Source organism: Frankia sp. CcI156 (genome assembly GCF_001983015.1).
Taxonomy (GTDB): Bacteria; Actinomycetota; Actinomycetes; order Frankiales; family Frankiaceae; genus Frankia; species Frankia casuarinae.
In genome coordinates this window covers 1-16,605 of record NZ_MOMD01000057.1, presented here as the reverse complement: position 1 = coordinate 16,605, position 16,605 = coordinate 1, and the positions used below count along the sequence as shown (strand labels likewise).

The window sequence follows — 16,605 nt, the reverse complement described above, 5'->3', positions numbered from 1 at the left end:
CCCGCAGGCGATCCKGCCAATCTCGGGCCCGTTAACGTGGGCTTCTCGCGTACCGGGTCGGGTTGGGCCGGTTGCTCGATCAGGGGAGGCCGCTAGCTTGGGRCCCATTGCAAGCACCCTCGTCATCCTGTCGCACCGGTCATCTGGAACTTCGGAAGCTCTGTGAAGACCGGGCTGGCCCGCGCGGTGATCTGGGCGCACTCGCCACTTGCCGTCATCAAGGTGTCCCTCGTCTCGGTGCTCCCGGCAGGCAAGGAAGCGGGAGAGATCCCTTCCTGCGCCGGATTCAKGATCATGTCGTGGTGAGGAGCCTTGCTTCATGGACGATGCTCCGGCTCCGGGGTACGAGTCATTCCCTTCACTGCGAACATCTGCCCTCACGCTCACATGGACGGCTGAGCTGCGGAAACGGTGACAGCGGCGGGCCCCAGTTCGGCCAGTCCGCCGGGGACGGACGCCGAATCGCTCGCGCAGTATGGCCCCCGGCCCAGGACCCCTCCTTGCGTGTCCGCGAAGGGGGCGGCGCAGGGGGCCAAGGCGCTACTTCGTGTTCGAGGCGTGCAGGAGCGGGATGAGTAGCTCGTCAGAGGTGAGTGAGCCGTGGTGGCCGATGAATCGGCTCGACGTGGGTTCGACTTCCGATCGCACCATGACGAGGTTGTCCAGGGCGGCGACGACGAGATCGCCGATGCGTGGGCGGACGTCGGCGGCGATCTGCGGACCGAACCATMCCCTATCGATGGCCTCATCTCGGTGGGACACCAGGGCTCGCGTGCCGAGAACGTCGTGCCAGGTGCACCAGACATCATCGGTTGCGCCACGTTCGGTGTAGACGTGTCGGACGCGCGCCTCGCCACCGAGCATCCGTACGCCGTCTCGCAGCATCGGCTCGGTGTCGAGGTCGATCTGGTCGCCGTCAGTGACGGAGACCATGCCGTGGTCTGCTGTGATCACGAGCATGCTGTCCGTTGGGAGCCCCGTGGTGATCCGGGCCGCCAGGTGGTCGATGAGGGCCAGCTGCTGCCGCCAGGGCTCGCTGCCTGGCCCGTAAATGTGGCCGAGTGTGTCGAGATCACCGTGGTAGGCGTAGCAGAAGACCCGGTCGTGACTGTGCAGCGCTTCCAGGGCATGGCTGGCGAGGTCGCCGAGAGCGTGGACTCCACGGAACCGTCCACCGCGCAGCACGGCGCGGGTGAAGCCGCTGCCGTCCTGCGCATGCGGTGCGACTAGCTTGATCTTTAACCTGTGCGGCGTGGTCGTGGGGTCGWGGACTTCTTCGTCCGCCGCTGGGTGAGGTCCGCTTTGCCGACTATGTGCACGTCATGGCGTGGAGTGGGCTGGGTGTTCTTGCGGCCGGGTGGCCGGCCGGGGCCGGGTCGGGAGGGTTTCGGTGCTGCCGCGGGGCAGGTGGTCTTCGTGCGCAGGTGCCGAAAATCGCGGCGGATGCGTGCGGGTGTCAGACGGTCGGGTGGGCTGGGTCTCTCCCATGGTCGGCGTCGGTCGGCGGCCAGCGGGCGGGCCAGACGCAGCTGTGTGTAGGCGGCGAGGATCAGCCAGGTCCAGCGATCGGCCGCCTCGGGGGTGCGGACCTTCGGTGCCGTCCATCCGAGGGTCTGCTTGAACAGTCGAAAGGTGTACTCGATATCGAAACGCCGCAGGAAGACCTGCCAGAGCAGGTCGACCTGAGCGGCGGTGGCGCCGGTGCCTGACCACCACAACCAGACAGGCTTGGGGTTGGCCCCGCTGGGCAGGCGCTCGACCTGCAGAAGGATCACGGTGCCCTCGATGACCGGCAGCACACCCAGGTCGGCGGCCCATGCCGAGCGGTGGGTCAGCCGCGGGTGGAGCCGGTCCCAGGCCCGTGCACTCGCCGTGCCGTAGAGACGGGTGTCGGTCACGGTCGCCTGGTCGGGGGTGGTCCAGGTGTCGGGGTCACCGAAGACGAACTCGCCACCGTGGCGGGGCGGGCGGCCGTAGGTGCCGGGGGTGCGGGGCTGTGCCGCGCGGCGCAGGACGCGGTCGGAGCGCATCCGGCCCARCACCTGGACCGGCAGATCGCGGAGCAGGAAGGCCAGGCGGGGCACGTCGTAGCCGGCGTCCACCACGATGAGCATGTCCGGGTCGTGGTCTTTCCACTGCCCGGCTGCCCTCAGCCGCTCGACCAGCTCGCGTATCTGCCGGGCAGTGACCGCGGCGGCGTCGTCTCCGGGTGCCAGCCGCAGGGCGTCCAGCGGCGCGGTCCACGAGCTACGGCCTGTCTCCAGCGCGCAGATCACCGAGTACGGMCAGCCGGGGACGGGGATGTGCTGGTCCTTGCCACGTCCGTAGGTGTGGCACAGGATCCGCTGCGGTGACGTGTGCGCGTCGGGCCGCAGCCAGCAGGTGACATCGGCGGCTAGGACCAGCCGGCCGTCGGCCGCCCGTGGCAACGACACCCCGGCCACGGCCCGCTGTAGCCGGGCGATGTCCACCCGTCCGGCCGCCACCGCATCGTAGAGGCCACCGTGCCCGCGCCGGTGTTCGCCCACCAGCGACAGCTCCACCAGCGAGCGCACAGGGCCGTCCGCGCACAGKACGGCGTCAGCCAGCTCGAACAACGCATCGGCTCGCCGGGTCAGGCAGGAGTAGAACTCGTACCGGAAACGAGACAGTTCCGCGAACGRCTCCTGCCGGGCAGCATCATGCAGCAGACTCATCCTCACAGCTTTCGTGCCGAGCGTGTGCGCCTTGGTCGGAAAACATGATCAGCCGAAGGCTGCCTACATGAACAGTGGCCTCCGAGCCGAGTGATCACAGACGACGGCTCGTTCGACGCCCAAGGTTAAAGATCAAGCTAGACGCACCTCCACACCGGCGTCGATGGCACGCTCGAAGACGGTTCGACGTGGCTGCACCTGCTCGGGAACGATCCGCGCCCGCAGGTCGATGGGTGGTCCTTGCCCGTGTCGTTGCCATCGCAGCGCGTTGAGCAGCTCGTCGGCGTCGGCGTCGGCGCCGACGCCGACGGCGAAGGTGTAGCCCACGATTCCGTGCTCGCCGGAGGGAACGCCGGTGCCGAGCGCGGCGATGCTCGTTGCCGTCGTCGTCGGGAATCCTGAGATGATTGGTTCGCGGTCCGTAGCCAGCGCGGATAGAAATGGCGCCTCGGTGTCGTACGATTGCAGCAGCCGCCATCCCAAGCCATCTACCAAGAGCAGACACACCCTGGACGCTCCGGGTAGCCCCAGAACGTTTGTCATGCCCGGAACCCCCAGCCCTGCCAGCAACGACGGCATGACGTCAGCGAGAGTGCCCCTCGGACAGGCCGGCACCGGTGATCTCATGATTTGCGGCTTTCGCTTAAAACGGATGGATACTTGTCTTTTCGCCCAGCTGCGATCACAGATCATCTCAGGCTGGCGGGTGCTATCGGCTGGCTTTGCCGACGGCGTCTGCCCAGGCCAGGAGAAGTTCGGGGCCGTGGCGTTTCATGAGCCGAGCGATGATCGTGTCCACGATCAGGTCCAGCAGGTAGTGCTGGGGATGATCGAAAGTAGCGGACATGGCATCGTCGGCGTTGAGGTCGACTTCACTGCCGGGCGCGTCGGGGTCGAACTCCTCCTCACGGATGTGCCACAGCTCCAGCAGGAGCGCGCTCACCTGCGGGTCGGGAAGCTGGGTGACGGTCTGCGAGAGCAGGCCGGTCAGATAGTCGTCGACGTCCCAGACCAGTGCGCCGACGTTCGCGGTGATCTCTTTGCCGACGCCGTGTAGGGCGGGGTCGCCTATTGCCTGCTCCAGGATTTTCTCGTCGGATTCGAAAGGGGCTTGCCCACGCCTGAGGTTGTACAGCCGTGGTACGGCCATGGTGACGAGGGAGCTGAGTTGCAGGTAGCTGTTCGCGCCTGCTGAGGCGATCGTTTTGGACGCGAGCATCTCACCCATGGTCATCCCTTGGGGCAGGCCGGTCCCCACCATCTCCGGATGGGTGATGTTGCGCAGGTAATCGGCTCTGGCGGTCTCGGTGAGACGGTCCAGAGCGGGCGTCACACGTGCCATATCCCGGAAGGATAACGGACACCGGTATCGCTGTGCGTAGCGGTTTCGTCTTTGTTGGGTGAGAATTGCGCGTGCGGACCCGCGGTCGTACGCGTCATGGCCAGATAGACCGGCTGGTAGTGCCCCGCTGAGCAGGGAAGACGGCAGGCGGCTGGTGGTACGGCGGTTGGCCGGCGCGGGCATGCCAGCGTCCGCACAGCGAGAGGGCTGCGGGGCCGTGACCAGCGGATGGGCCACGTAGGCCGAGCCGCCAGCCGCGCCGCGGTCCGTCACCGAGAGGCCGGCTTCTTCGACGACGCACGGTCCCGCGGGTGCCCCCGTTCTGGCCGGTCCCCGCCGGTCGTGCTGGGCGAGCTGGTTCCGTCCAATCCCGGCGGTGGCGCTGGTTCCTGGTTCCTGGTTCCGCCGGTCGTCTCGGCCGGCTCCGCCGCCGGTGGTGTCGATCCTTCGGGTCTTGCTGTCGCGTCGGCGACGCCGTTCTGGCCGGGCCGGGCGTTCCGTGTCGCTTCGGGTCCGGTCGGGCGGGGCCGCGGTTGACGGCTGCGGGTGGGTCTGTGGTCGGCCTAGCCGGTCGGGATACGGCCCAGTCTGTCGACCGACCCCGGGGTCCGGGTCCGGACCCGGACCCCGGGGTCGGCGTGCGGACGACGGAGGGTGGTGCTGATCCGGTTGGTGCTCCCCCGGACGGTCGGGGCGGTGCGCGGGTCGTCTTGGGGTAAGGGCCTCGACCGGCATGCCGGTCGAGGTCGCCAGCATGTGGCAGGCCGGCGGGCGCCGGACACCGGTTCCTCGTGGGTGATGGCCTCTGGAAGGCACCCGACGGCAGGGCGTGGCGTGCGGTCTGCAGCTTGCGGAGGGAGTCGGTCCGTGCCTGCTGTTGGGACATGACAGCGATCTTCGCGGGCATGATCGCTGTGCCCAGCGATCATGGTTCGGGTGAACTAGTTCATGCAGACTAGAAATCGCTGTGAATGCACGTCGCGGCACATGTCGATCTTTACCTCTGGTGGTCCGGTGGGTGGTCGCCATTCTTGACTAATCAGCAGCGAAAATCGGCGATGCACAGCGGCCCGCTGGGCATGCACAGCGGGACCGTGCACGCGACCCATAAAAAAGATCTATCAATAAAGTTGGAGGGTGAATGGCAAAAACAGGCCCAGAAACCGGTCTCCTCTACGACGGCAATTTTCGGCCCGTGGAGGAGACCGCCTCGTGCCCGACCCGGCCCACCCCGATCCCGGCCGCACCGGCCCACCCGACCCGCACCCACCGCGGGCCCTGCGGCCCGCATCACCTGCAGCACAGGAGGCCAGCGGCACGCAGCCGCAGCCCGAGCCGCCTGCGGGGCCGCCGCCGGCAGCGGTCGACCCGCCGCCGCGGTCGGATTCCCCACGAACACCCCGGGGTGAGTCGGGGTCCGGACCCGGACCCGTTCCCGGTCCGACCCCCGGCTTTCCCGGCGAGGGGAATCCGCACCCGGCTCCGGTGTTCCTCTGTCCACGATCCGATCCCGAATCGGGTTTCTTTCCCTGCTTTCCTGGGCATCATCCGGCCCGGCATGGCGTTACTCTTTCCAGAACCACCCCGGACACCGCTCCGTGCCCCGCCGGCAGCGGCTGTTCACCCCTGCCCTGCGCACCCCTCGTTTTCCCGACGCCTGGAGGCGATATGACGGCTGGCACCACCCCTGGTCACCCCCACGACTCCGACGACGACAGCGGCGTGGTGCCGCTGCGGGACACCCGCCACGTGGAGATCGAACGGATCGAGACCGAACCGATGACCGACGACCAGGAACGTGCCGCCATCCGCGCGCTCGCCGCGCTCATCACCTACTGGCAGCAGCAGCGGCCCGCCCCACCTGCCAAGGACGACGCCGCCTAATACCCCGGGGGGGTAACGCCATGCCCATCACCCGCCAACGCCTGCCCTGGCGGCGCCGACCCGCCGCCAGCCCACCCGGTTTGCTGCGGGTCGCCGTCTACCAGCGGCACCGGCCCGACGCCGCCGGCCCGGGTTCCCTCGACGCCCAGCACGACCGGATCCGCGCGTTCCTCGACGCCCACCTCGGGCGGGATCTCATCCCCGACCAGCCCGCCACCGGCCCCCACCGGCACGACGTCCACACCCCGCCCCGGCGACACGTCTGACCCCCGTCTGAACCCTGGAGCCGCCCGGCCATGCCCCGTTCCAACGCCCGCCGCGTCACCAGCCCCCGCACCCGCGACGCCTTCGCCAGCACCCTGCCCGCCACCGTCCGCGTCGGGATCTACCTACGCCGCTCCACCGACGACGACCACCAGCGCTACACCCTCGACGCCCAGGAAGACCGGCTCCGCTCCTACGTCGACTCCCAACCCGGCTGGGAGATCACGCTGCGGTTCTCCGACGACGCCTCCGGCGCCAGCACCGACCGCAAAGATCTCCACCGCGCACTGGCCGCCGCCCGCAACGGACTCATCGACGTCCTGCTCGTCTACCGGGTCGACCGGCTCTCCCGCAACCTGCGCGACACCGTCCAACTGTTGGAAGACCTCGACGAGGCAGGCGTCGTGTTCCGGTCCGCCACGGAGCCGTTCGACACCTCCACCCCGATGGGCCGCATGCTCCTGCAGATGCTGGCCATGTTCGCCCAGTTCGAACGCGACACCATCATCGAYCGCGTCGTCGCCGGGATGGAACGTAAAGCCCGCGAAGGCCGCTGGATGAGCACCCAAGCCCCCTACGGCTACCACGTCGACAAGCCCACCTGGACCCTCATCCCCTACGAACCCGAAGCCGCGATCATCCGGGCGATCTTCGAGCTCTACACCCGCCGCCGGCTCGGCGCCCGCGCGATCGCGACCACCCTCAACGACCGCGGACACCGCACCCGCAGCGGTAACCAGTGGACCGGTCACCAGGTCCTGCGCTACCTCGACAACCGCGTCTACCTCGGCGAAGCATCGTTCCGGGACATCGTCGTCGTCGACACCCACCAGCCGATCATCGACCGGGCCATCTTCGACGACGCCCAGCGGCTGCTCACCGCCCGCAGCGAAGCCCACTCCCGCCGGGCCTCCAACGCCTCCGACTACCACCTCACCGGCCGGATGCGCTGCCCCCGCTGCGGCAAAACCATGCTCGGGACCCGCGCCACCGGCCGCCATGGCCGCAAATACCGCTACTACACCTGCTTCACCCGCAACCGCTACGGCTCCGACCGCTGCGACGCCCCCCGACTGGACGCCGACGCCATCGACCACGCCGTCCTCGAAGCCCTCGCCGACTTCTACCGCGAGCAGCACACCCTCATCGCCGACGCCGTCAAAAGGGCCCAGCAGGCCCACCGCAACGCCCGCGGTGACCTACGCACCGAACTCACCACCGTCGACACCGAACTCACCCAGACCAACCGGGCGATCGACCGCTACCTCACCGCATTCGAACATGGCACCATCGACGAAGAAACCATCGGGGAACGCCTCGCGAAACTCCGCACCCAACAGAAACAGCTCCGCAACCGCCACAGCGAACTGACCGATCAGATCGCCCGCGAACCCGTCACACCCGCCCCCGCCGCCCTCGACACCATCGCCGCGAACATCACGATCGTCATCAAGACCGGCACCAACCAGCAACGCAAAGCACTCATCGAAGCACTCATCGCCGAAGTCAAGATCAGCGGACCCGACCGGCTCATACCCGTCTTCCGCATCCCACAACCCGACCCCGACGACGACCAGCCACCCACCCTGACCGCCGTCGCAGCCCACCCACCAGCCACAACAGCCCCGAAGGGACCGGTTCGCGCAATGAATACCCGGGTGCGCCGCCAGGGACTTGAACCCCGAACCCGCGGATTAAGAGTCCGCTGCTCTRCCAATTGAGCTAGCGGCGCGTTGCCTCCGCGTCCCCGCGGCGACATGCAGAACTCTACCAGGCGCTGGAGACGAGTGGCCGGGGGGTGCGGGCGCGGCGCTCGGTACCGGCGGCCACCTTGGAGATCGCCGATGGCGGGGGCTCCGGGGTCCCTGTGTGTCCTCCGGGGCTGATCTTGCTCGGGACCTTGCTCGCTCGGGACCTTGCTCGGGACCCGCGGCTTCCTGTGGTCTCGGCTCGGAGCCGTGACGGGCATCAGCGGGGTTCCAGGAATGTTTCGCTGATAGACATGACGTGGCCGACGCCGCGGGCCTGCCGGACGTACGGTCAGGCTGGGACACCGCGGTGAGGCTGGGACGCGGCGGCTTTGGCGTCTCGTCCCAGCCTTCGCGTCCGATCCGGACCGGCGTCACGCGGGTACCGAATCGGACCTGACGACCTGGAGGCCCACCGCGAGCTCCGAAGCATCGTCCGCTGACACGGCCCGTCCCTCGCACGGACCGCCGGATCGGCCGGACCCCAGTCCGCATCCGGCTCCGGCTCCCGTCGAGCGATCGCAGTTGCCCAGCCCACGCCCACGGCCCCAACCAGCCGAGGAGCCTGCCGCGCCCGGGCCGGAGAAAGCCGAGGAGGCCGGGCCGGAGAAACCGGCGGCCGGCTGGCTGCGCAGGATTCTCCGCGAGATCCTCGTGTACCGCCGCAACGCCGCCTTGGCCTTCGGCGCCGCGCTGCTCGGCACGCTCGTCACGGCCGCCGTCCCGTTGGTCGAGCGGCAGGTCATCGACAACGTCGTAGTCACGCACCGCCACTCTCTCGCACCCTACGTCGCCATTCTGCTCGGGGCCGGGGTCGTCGTCTTCGCCGCCGCGTTCGTCCGACGCTACGTCGGTGGTCGGCTCTCCCTCGACGTCCAGTACGACCTGCGCGACGCCGTCTTCAGCGCCATCGAGCGCCTCGACGGGGCCCGGCAGGACCAGCTCCAGACCGGGCAGGTGGTGAGCCGGGCGATCTCGGACGTCACCGTGGTCCAGGGTCTGCTGTCCTACCTGCCGATGATGAGCGGCAACCTGGTGCTCTTCGTCGTGTCCCTTGTGGTGATGGCCTGGCTGTCCCCGCTGCTCACTGTCATCGCGCTCGCGCTGGGGCCGGCGCTGTTCATCGTCGGCTACAGCGCCCGACGCACGGTCTTCCCGGCGACCTGGGCGGCGCAGCAGCAGGCTGGCGAGGTTGCCGGAGCGGTCGAAGAGGCCGTCGCCGGCGTCCGGGTGGTGAAGGGGTTCGGACAGGAGGCCCGCGAGCTGGACCGGCTGGCGGTGGACGCCCGGTGGCTGTTCGCGCTTCGGATGCGTGCGGTGYGCATCACCAGCAGGTTCGGTGCGGCGATGCAGGCCGTTCCCGCGCTCGGCCAGGTCGCGGTGCTGGCGCTCGGCGGCTGGCTGGCGCTGACGGACCGGATCACCCTCGGTACCTTCCTCGCGTTCAGCACCTATCTCGGCGCCCTGATCGGGCCGACGCGGACCCTCGCCGGTCTGCTCACCGTGGGCCAGCAGGCCAAGGCCAGCACGATACGCATCTTCGAGATCATCGATTCGCAGCCGGCGATCACGGACCGGCCGGACGCCGTGCGCCTTGGCCGGATCCGCGGGCTGGTCGACCTGGACAGTGTCACGTTCGGCTACGCTCCGTCTCGCCCCGTGCTGCGGGACGTGAGCCTGCGGATCGAACCGGGGGAGACGGTCGCCCTCGTCGGCACGTCCGGTTCGGGTAAGTCGACGGTCGCGATGCTGCTGCCGCGGTTCTACGACCCCCAGGCCGGGACGGTCCGCCTTGACGGTGTGGACATCCGCACGGTGACACTGTCGTCGCTGCGGGCGCAGATCGGGGTCGTCTTCGAGGACAGTTTCCTGTTCTCCGACACGGTGCGCGCGAACATCGCCTACGGCCGGCCGGGTGCCACGGACGACCAGATCATCGCGGCCGCGCGGGCGGCGCAGGCGGACGTCTTCATCCGCGGCCTGCCCGACGGCTATGACACCGTCGTGGGAGAACAGGGCCTGACCCTCTCCGGCGGCCAGCGCCAGCGCGTCGCGCTCGCCCGCGCGCTACTCACCGATCCCCGCGTCCTGCTCCTCGACGACGCGACCTCGGCCGTGGACGCCCGGATCGAGGCCGAGATCCATGACACGCTTCGGACGATCATGCGTGGCCGCACCACTCTGCTCATCGCGCACCGGCGCTCCACCCTGCGCCTTGCCGACCRGATCGCCGTGCTCGACGCCGGCCGGATCGTCGACGTCGGGACCGAGGCCGAACTGACGGCCCGATGTCCTCTGTTCCGCCATCTGCTCGCCGGCCCCGGCGAGGGCCTTCCCGACCAGCTCTCGTCCCCGTCCCCGTCTCCCGACCCCGGCCTTTCTTGCCTGTCCAGAGGGATAAATCAGACGCAAAAGGCTCTGGATAGGCAAGGAAGTAGGCAAGGGAAAGGAAGTAGGCAAGGGAAAAGAAAGGGAAATGTTCTCCGGGGTGGTGCTACCCGGGGTGGTCTCGGCCGGGGGCTCGGCGGCGGGGGCCCCTTCGGTGACATGCCGGCGACCCCCGACCTGCTCGCCCGGGTCGACGCCCTGCCCCCGGCGCTCGACGAGCCGCGGGTCGACCAGGCTGCGGCGGCCGCCCCCGACCCGGCATTCTCGCTGCACCGGCTGCTGGCCGTGGTCCGCTGGCCGCTCATCCTGGGCCTGCTGCTGGTGGCGGCAGACGCCGTCGCGGGTCTCGCCCTGCCAGCGTTGGTGCGGCATGCCGTCGACGCCGGCGTGAGCGTCGGGGCACGTGACGTCCTGTTCGCCACCGCCGGTGTCGCGCTGGCGGTGGTGCTGGTCAACTGGGCGGTGCAGGTGTGGCAGACCCGTGTCACGGGCCGGATGGGGGAGCGGCTGCTCTACATCCTGCGGGTGAAGACCTTTGCGCAGCTGCAGCGCCTCGGGCTCGACTACTACGAGCGCGAGCTCGCCGGCCGGATCATGACCCGGATGACGACCGACGTCGACGCCCTGTCGACCTTCCTGCAGACCGGCCTGACCACCGCCATCGTCAGCCTGCTGTCCTTCTTCGGCGTCCTGGTGGCGTTGATCGTGCTGGACGCCGAGCTCGCCCTGGTCGTCGTCGCCGTACTGCCGATCCTGATCGTGGTGACGGTGGTGTTCCGGCGTCGCTCCTCCGCCGCCTACACCGAGTCCCGGGAACGGGTCAGCGCCGTCAACGCATCGCTGCAGGAGAACCTGACCGGGCTGCGCATCGCCCAGGCGTTCGGCCGGGAAGCGGTCAACCAGGCGAGGTTCCGCGAGCTCGCGGACAGCTACCGCCGCTCGCGGCTGYGGGCACAACGGATGATCGCTCTCTACTTCCCGTTCGTCGAGTTCCTCTCCCGGATCGCGGGTGCTCTCGTGCTGGGAATCGGCGCCCACCTGGCCGTCGGCGGATCCCTGTCGCCGGGAGCACTACTCGCGTTCCTGCTCTACGTGGACCTCTTCTTCGCGCCGGTGCAGCAACTGTCCCAGGTGTTCGACGGTTATCAGCAGGCCCGGGTCGGTCTGCGCCGGCTTTCCGAGCTGCTGCGGACTCCGACCTCGACGCCGTCGGCCGAGTACCCGCGACCGGTCGGACGGCTGGCCGGCGAGGTGGTCCTGGACGGCGTCCGGTTCGCCTACGTGGGAGGCACTGCCGCGCGGACGGAGAAYGCGGGGCCGGCGGGAAACGCGGGGCCGGCGGGAAACGCCGTGAACGGGGTGAGCCTGCGCATCGCCCCGGGGGAGACAGTCGCCCTGGTCGGGGAGACCGGCGCGGGCAAGTCCACGGTGGTGAAGCTGATCGCCCGGTTCTACGACGTGACCGAGGGCGCGGTGCGGGTGGACGGTGTTGACGTGCGCGACTTCGACCTGCCCGCCTACCGGCGACGGCTCGGCGTCGTTCCGCAGGAGCCGTTCTTGTTCTCCGGCACGGTCCGGGACGCCATCGCCTACGCTCGGCCGGATGCCTCCGACGCCGAGGTCGTGGCGGCGGCGCGGGCGGTCGGCGCCCACGCGTTCATCACCCGCCTGGCCGACGGCTACGATCATCTGGTCGGCGAACGCGGCCGGGGACTGTCCGCCGGCCAGCGTCAGCTCCTGGCGCTCGCCCGCGCGGAGCTCGCCGACCCGGACATCCTGCTGTTCGACGAGGCGACCGCGGCGCTCGACCTCGCGACGGAGGCTGCGGTCACGGCAGCCTCGGAGGCGGTGGCCACCCGGCGGACCACGATCATCGTCGCCCATCGGCTCACCACGGCGGCCAGGGCCGACCGGGTGGTCGTGATGGCGGACGGCCGGGTGGTCGAGCAGGGGCCGCACGCCGAGCTGGTGCACGCCGGCGGCCCGTATTCCCGCCTGTGGGCCKCCTTCACCGCGGAGTCGGTCACGCCCGCGGAGTCCGTCACGCCCGTGGATCTCAGCCCGACCGCGGACAGCGGTGCTGACCGGCGAGCGGCTGGCTGACCGGCGAGGGCGACCTCATTCCGTAATGTCATGGTTCGCCCTCAAGTCTGAGGGGATGCCCTCACGGGGCGACGAGCGAGCCCGCCCGCCGCCCCGATCGACCGAGCGGTCACCCGGGGCCGGCGGCGATCAGAGGAGGGGATCATGAAGGCGAACGGTCTGTTGATGGAGATCGCCTGGCCACGGCTGCCCAGCGGAATCGCCACACCAGGTGAACTCGCCGACCGGCTGGACGCCGACCTGCGGGACCGCGCCAGGGTCGCCGCGTTCGACGAGCACGGTCTGTGGGTCCGGGTCCACCAGCCGCACCAGGTCGAGGCGCTCGCTGCCGAACTCGCCTATAAGCTCTCCCAGGTTGGCGCGCCCGATCAGACGTTCCTCTCCTGGCACGACGAGCTGGGTGATCATCGTCGTTCGCTGAGCGGCCGTCGGATCGGGATGCACCGCAAGGTCGCCTGAACATTCCGGCGAATTCTCGACGAGGTCCCGGGAAGCCCGGGAAGCCTAGAAGATGGTGGATCGGCCCGGTCAGCCCTCGGTCAGCCCCCGATCGGTCGGCTGGCGGTCAGCCCGCGGCCGGCTGGAGGGTCTCCCGAGCGATCGCGGTGCCGAAGCGGACGGCGCCAGGGGACGGGACCGGGCAGGCTGTCATCGGCTTCTGGGGCAACGGACAGAAGTGGACCCCGTCGGGGCTGCGGACCGTGACGACCCCGCCGGGCTCGCAGGTCTCGCCCGCGGCACAGGGCATCGTCGAGGTGAACCGGCCGTCCATGGTCAGGACCCGACCCGCGGGGACCACCCGGGTACGTTCGTGCTCCGCGGCGATCTGGCGCCACAGGCGGTCCAACGGGGTCATCCCGGCCTCGTCGACCGTCTGGTCACGCCGTGGCGGCGCATCCACGAGGACGACTTCGATGCCCTGATTCGTCAGCATCGTGACGGCCTTCGTCACGTCCTCCCGGTAGGCCGTCACCAGGTCACGACCCTGCATACAGGGCGTCACCTGGTTGCCGGAGAACACCAGAACCGCGGTGGTCGGCCGCCAACGCCGCGCCTGGTCGCGGATGTCCATGAGCCAGTCGCAGGGAGCCGTGCCACCCCAGGTGCGCACCAGCACGGCGGTCCCGCCGTCCGCGCGGGCCGCCTCGTCGAAGGCGTCACCCGCCTCCCAGGCGAGCGAGTCGCCCCACAACGCCACCCGTGGCCTGTCGTCGGAGGTCCTGTTCACCACCAGGGCACCCCCGACCAGGACGATCGCGACGACGAACAGCCAGCCGATCGGTCCCCRCCGTCCGATCCGCACGGTCCGCCCCTTCCTGCCCCGCCGCGCCGGCCGGTATCACCGGATCCCCGATCACGTCCGACCCTGCCCGGCTGCCCACCACCTCATCGTGCTTCCTGCCCGGCGCTGTTCTGGTGACGGGTGTGCCGTCCCCACGAGCGGACATTACTGAACGTACCGCCCATAGCTGTTCTATCCAGAGACCCGAGTAGCTCCGCTAGCGCGGGCGGTCGTGGCCGAGACGGAGGCTGGGGGCGGGGCATGGCGGTACCCGTGGCGGTGGGCATGGGGGCGCCGGTCGGAAGGCGAGACCGGATCTGTGGGAGAGTTTTTGCCATGACGCGGTCCGTTGCGACGCGCAGGCCCGCCATGGCACGCCGTGCCGCCGCCACGGCGTTGACCCTGGGCGGCGCGGCCGGGCTCACCTACGGCATTCCGTCGCTCACCACACTGCGTCGACTACGGCTGCGGTGGACGCCGGCGCTCRCAGGGCTCGGCGCGCCCGATCACGTCGCGCTCACCTTCGACGATGGTCCGGATCCCGTGTCCACGCCACAGTTTCTCGACGTGCTCGCCGAACTCGACGTGCGGGCGACGTTCTTCGTCCTCGGTGGTCTGCTGGAACGCGCACCGACGTTGGCGCGGGAGATGGCCGCCGCCGGGCACGAGCTGGCCGTGCACGGCTGGGATCATCGCCCGATGCTGTTGCGCGGTCCCCGCTCCACGCACGACCATCTCGCCCGCACCCGGGACCTGGTCGTCGAGATCACCGGTCGCGCGCCGCGGTTCGTCCGGCCGCCRCACGGCATCCTCTCGGCCGGGCTGCTCGTCGCGGCCCGCCGCCTCGACCTCAGCCCCGTCCTGTGGTCGGCATGGGGACGCGACTGGACGGCCGAGGCGACGCCGGGCAGCGTGCTGGGCACCCTCGCCCCCGACCTGTGCGGGGGCGCCACGGTGCTGCTGCACGACTGTGACTGCACATCGGCCCCCGGGGCCTGGCGCAGCGCGCTCGGGGCTCTGCCCGGGATCGCCGCGCGCTGCGACGACGCCGGCCTGCGCCTTGGACCACTCGCCGAGCACGGCCTACCGGCCTGGTCGAATCCTCCTTCTGGCAGGAGCGGCCGGGCAGGTCAGACGGCCGGGTAGAGGGAGTAGCTCGGGAAGTTGCCGACGAGCCGCTCGTCGGCGTCCGTGCCTACGGTGACGGCCCTGGCCAGATGGACACCGCCGACGAAGGCCCCCTTCCAGGAGGCGCCGCGGCCACCGAACGGCTCGTCCCGGTCGCCGCGGGAGCGCGGCTTGTTGACTCCGACCTTGAACGCCTGCAGCTCCCCGGCGAGCCGGCGGGCATGGGACTCGTCGTCGCAGGCCAGTGAGGCAACCAGCGCGCCGTTGGAGGCGTTCATCGCCGCCAGCAGCTCAGCCTCCGAGTCGACGACGACGATGGTGTCGACCGGGCCGAACGGCTCCGCGTGGTGCAGCGCGGACGACGCCGGCGGGCTCAGGATCGCCACCGGCGGCACGTAGGCGGAGGTGTCCTGCCCGGGGATGAACCGGCCGTCCGCGAGGTCTCCGCGGTAGATCGGCACGCCGCCCTTCGTGATCGCCTCGTCGATCTTCGCGGCCAGCTCGGTCGCCTTGTCCGCGGTGATGACCGGGCCGTAGTCCAGCTCGGGCAGCTGGTCGGTGTCGTCGGCGACGGCGAGGGGATGGCCGAACCGGACGCCGGAGACCACCGGCAGGTACATCTGGAGGAACCTGTCGAACAGTTGGCGCTGGACGACGTAGCGGGGGTAGGCGGTGCAGCGCTGCTTGCCGTACTCGAAGCCCTTCTTCAGATGGGCGGCGAGCACGTCCCACTGGGAGAAATCCCAGATACCCCAGGCGTTGAGGCCCTCCTGCTCTAGGAAGTGGCGCTTACCGGTGTCGACCAGGGCAGCGGCGACCTGGCCACCCGCCGACCGRCCGCCCACGAAGGCCAGGCAGCCGATCTCGGGGGCGCGGACCAGCGCCGAGCTCAGCCGGGAACCCGATCCGGAGACCAGCGAGACCGGCAGACCCTCCCGGCGGGCCAGTGCGCTCRCCAGGGTCAGGCAGGCGGCGCCGCCGTCGGTCGGGGTCTTGGCGATGGTGCCGTTGCCGGCGAGGATCTGGACGAGCACGGCATGCATGAGCACGCTCATCGGGTAGTTCCAGCTGGCGATGTTGCTCACCGGACCGGGTAGCGGGGTGCGCCCGGCGATCATGCCGTCGATCTCGTCGATGTACCAGCGCACCCCGTCGAGGGCACGGTCGACGTCGGTGCGCGCCAGTCGCCAGGGCTTGCCGATCTCCCAGACGAGCAGGAGAGCCAGCAGGTCGCGGTGGGCGTCCATGGCGTCAACGGCGGCGCGTACTCGGGCCTTGCGCTCGGGCAGCGCCACGTCGCGCCAGTGCTTGTGGTCGTCGAGAGCGGCCCGGATCGCATCCCGGGCCTCGTCCTGCTCGATCATCGGGGGCCCGGCGATCGGTGTGCCGTCGACGGGGGACAGGCTGTGCAGTGGATTTCCAGTTCGATGCCAGTGCCCGCCCCAGAGATTACGGAGGCGGTCCTCGTCGAACGCCTCGGGGGCAACCTGGCGGCAGGTGGTGAACGCCTCGGACCAGGTGGTACCCGGCTTAATGTGGAGTCGTGGCTGGGAGCTGCTGGATGCTGCGGCCATACCGGTGATATTGACGGTCATCCGCCGATCACGCCAGGCAAAGCGGCCCACTATTTCGAGGATTCTTAGATGACTGTATCAGATTAATAACTCTCGGTAATTTCCTGCATAAATCGTCATGTGGTCACTCATCGCCCCCGCTCGATATCCAATGATCTTGCTGGTGCTGCTGGTGCTGCTGGTGCTGCTGGTGCTG

General features: G+C 69.6%; 12 protein-coding genes, 1 tRNA gene and 1 pseudogene. 6 read left to right on the top strand and 8 right to left on the bottom strand.

All coding sequences use genetic code 11. The annotated features are described in order from the left end of the window. Positions 1-540: 540 nt before the first annotated feature. The 4 genes from CcI156_RS18745 to CcI156_RS18730 form a co-directional block, all read right to left on the bottom strand. Positions 541-1,185 carry an alkaline phosphatase family protein gene (locus CcI156_RS18745; protein WP_076807209.1) on the bottom strand — a complete coding sequence of 215 codons (645 nt, stop codon included), beginning with the start codon at positions 1,183-1,185 and terminating at the stop codon, positions 541-543. Positions 1,186-1,238: 53 nt separating this feature from the next. After that, positions 1,239-2,696: an NF041680 family putative transposase gene (locus CcI156_RS18740; protein ID WP_076807207.1), complete on the bottom strand. Its 1,458-nt coding sequence runs from the start codon at positions 2,694-2,696 to the stop codon at positions 1,239-1,241. A 132-nt stretch (positions 2,697-2,828) separates the two neighbouring features. Beyond that, on the bottom strand, positions 2,829-3,239 hold the full coding sequence (locus tag CcI156_RS18735) for an alkaline phosphatase family protein (protein WP_232235197.1): 411 nt from the start codon (positions 3,237-3,239) through the stop codon (positions 2,829-2,831). Between the two features lie 166 nt (positions 3,240-3,405). Beyond that, positions 3,406-4,029: a hypothetical protein gene (locus tag CcI156_RS18730; RefSeq protein WP_023841655.1), complete on the bottom strand. Its 624-nt coding sequence runs from the start codon at positions 4,027-4,029 to the stop codon at positions 3,406-3,408. Positions 4,030-5,706: 1,677 nt separating this feature from the next. Between CcI156_RS18730 and CcI156_RS18720 the strand changes: the two genes are divergently transcribed. The 3 genes and pseudogenes from CcI156_RS18720 to CcI156_RS27130 form a co-directional block, all read left to right on the top strand. Next, positions 5,707-5,922: a hypothetical protein gene (locus CcI156_RS18720; protein WP_023841657.1), complete on the top strand. Its 216-nt coding sequence runs from the start codon at positions 5,707-5,709 to the stop codon at positions 5,920-5,922. Between the two features lie 20 nt (positions 5,923-5,942). Continuing rightward, on the top strand, positions 5,943-6,188 hold the full coding sequence (locus CcI156_RS18715; protein WP_023841658.1) for a hypothetical protein: 246 nt from the start codon (positions 5,943-5,945) through the stop codon (positions 6,186-6,188). Positions 6,189-6,218: 30 nt separating this feature from the next. Continuing rightward, positions 6,219-7,289 (top strand): annotated as a pseudogene (locus CcI156_RS27130) (recombinase family protein); the annotation flags it as partial. A 96-nt stretch (positions 7,290-7,385) separates the two neighbouring features. On the opposite strand, the gene CcI156_RS27125 reads toward CcI156_RS27130, so the two are convergent. Next, positions 7,386-7,793, bottom strand: coding sequence for a hypothetical protein (locus CcI156_RS27125; protein ID WP_035941847.1), 408 nt, complete (start codon positions 7,791-7,793; stop codon positions 7,386-7,388). Positions 7,794-7,845: 52 nt separating this feature from the next. Beyond that, positions 7,846-7,918, bottom strand: a tRNA-Lys gene (locus CcI156_RS18690). 541 nt (positions 7,919-8,459) lie between these two features. Between CcI156_RS18690 and CcI156_RS18685 the strand changes: the two genes are divergently transcribed. Both CcI156_RS18685 and CcI156_RS18680 read left to right on the top strand, forming a co-directional pair. Then, positions 8,460-12,425, top strand: a complete 3,966-nt coding sequence (locus CcI156_RS18685) for an ABC transporter ATP-binding protein (RefSeq protein WP_083718658.1) — start codon at positions 8,460-8,462, stop codon at positions 12,423-12,425. 144 nt (positions 12,426-12,569) lie between these two features. Beyond that, positions 12,570-12,884 carry a hypothetical protein gene (locus CcI156_RS18680; protein WP_011435485.1) on the top strand — a complete coding sequence of 105 codons (315 nt, stop codon included), beginning with the start codon at positions 12,570-12,572 and terminating at the stop codon, positions 12,882-12,884. A 106-nt stretch (positions 12,885-12,990) separates the two neighbouring features. Here CcI156_RS18680 and CcI156_RS18675 read toward each other — a convergent pair whose 3' ends face one another. Next, positions 12,991-13,728, bottom strand: a complete 738-nt coding sequence (locus CcI156_RS18675; RefSeq protein WP_076807205.1) for an SGNH hydrolase domain-containing protein — start codon at positions 13,726-13,728, stop codon at positions 12,991-12,993. Positions 13,729-14,043: 315 nt separating this feature from the next. Here CcI156_RS18675 and CcI156_RS18670 point away from each other — a divergent pair, with 315 nt between their 5' ends. Beyond that, positions 14,044-14,853 carry a polysaccharide deacetylase family protein gene (locus CcI156_RS18670; protein WP_076807202.1) on the top strand — a complete coding sequence of 270 codons (810 nt, stop codon included), beginning with the start codon at positions 14,044-14,046 and terminating at the stop codon, positions 14,851-14,853. Here the strand turns inward: CcI156_RS18670 and CcI156_RS18665 are convergent. Further along, a complete protein-coding gene (locus CcI156_RS18665) occupies positions 14,838-16,409 on the bottom strand; it encodes an aldehyde dehydrogenase family protein (RefSeq protein ID WP_076807237.1) in 1,572 nt (523 codons plus the stop codon). The two genes, CcI156_RS18670 and CcI156_RS18665, sit on opposite strands and share 16 nt — an antisense overlap. Positions 16,410-16,605 lie beyond the last annotated feature (196 nt).

What these genes read in the sequence shown, in the direction of transcription:
- CcI156_RS18680 (WP_011435485.1), top strand. Translation starts at nt 12,570, where the DNA reads ATGAAGGCGAACGGTCTGTTGATGGAGATCGCCTGGCCACGGCTGCCC.
- CcI156_RS18735 (WP_232235197.1), bottom strand. Translation starts at nt 3,239, where the DNA reads ATGACAAACGTTCTGGGGCTACCCGGAGCGTCCAGGGTGTGTCTGCTC.
- CcI156_RS18720 (WP_023841657.1), top strand. Translation starts at nt 5,707, where the DNA reads ATGACGGCTGGCACCACCCCTGGTCACCCCCACGACTCCGACGACGAC.
- CcI156_RS18715 (WP_023841658.1), top strand. Translation starts at nt 5,943, where the DNA reads ATGCCCATCACCCGCCAACGCCTGCCCTGGCGGCGCCGACCCGCCGCC.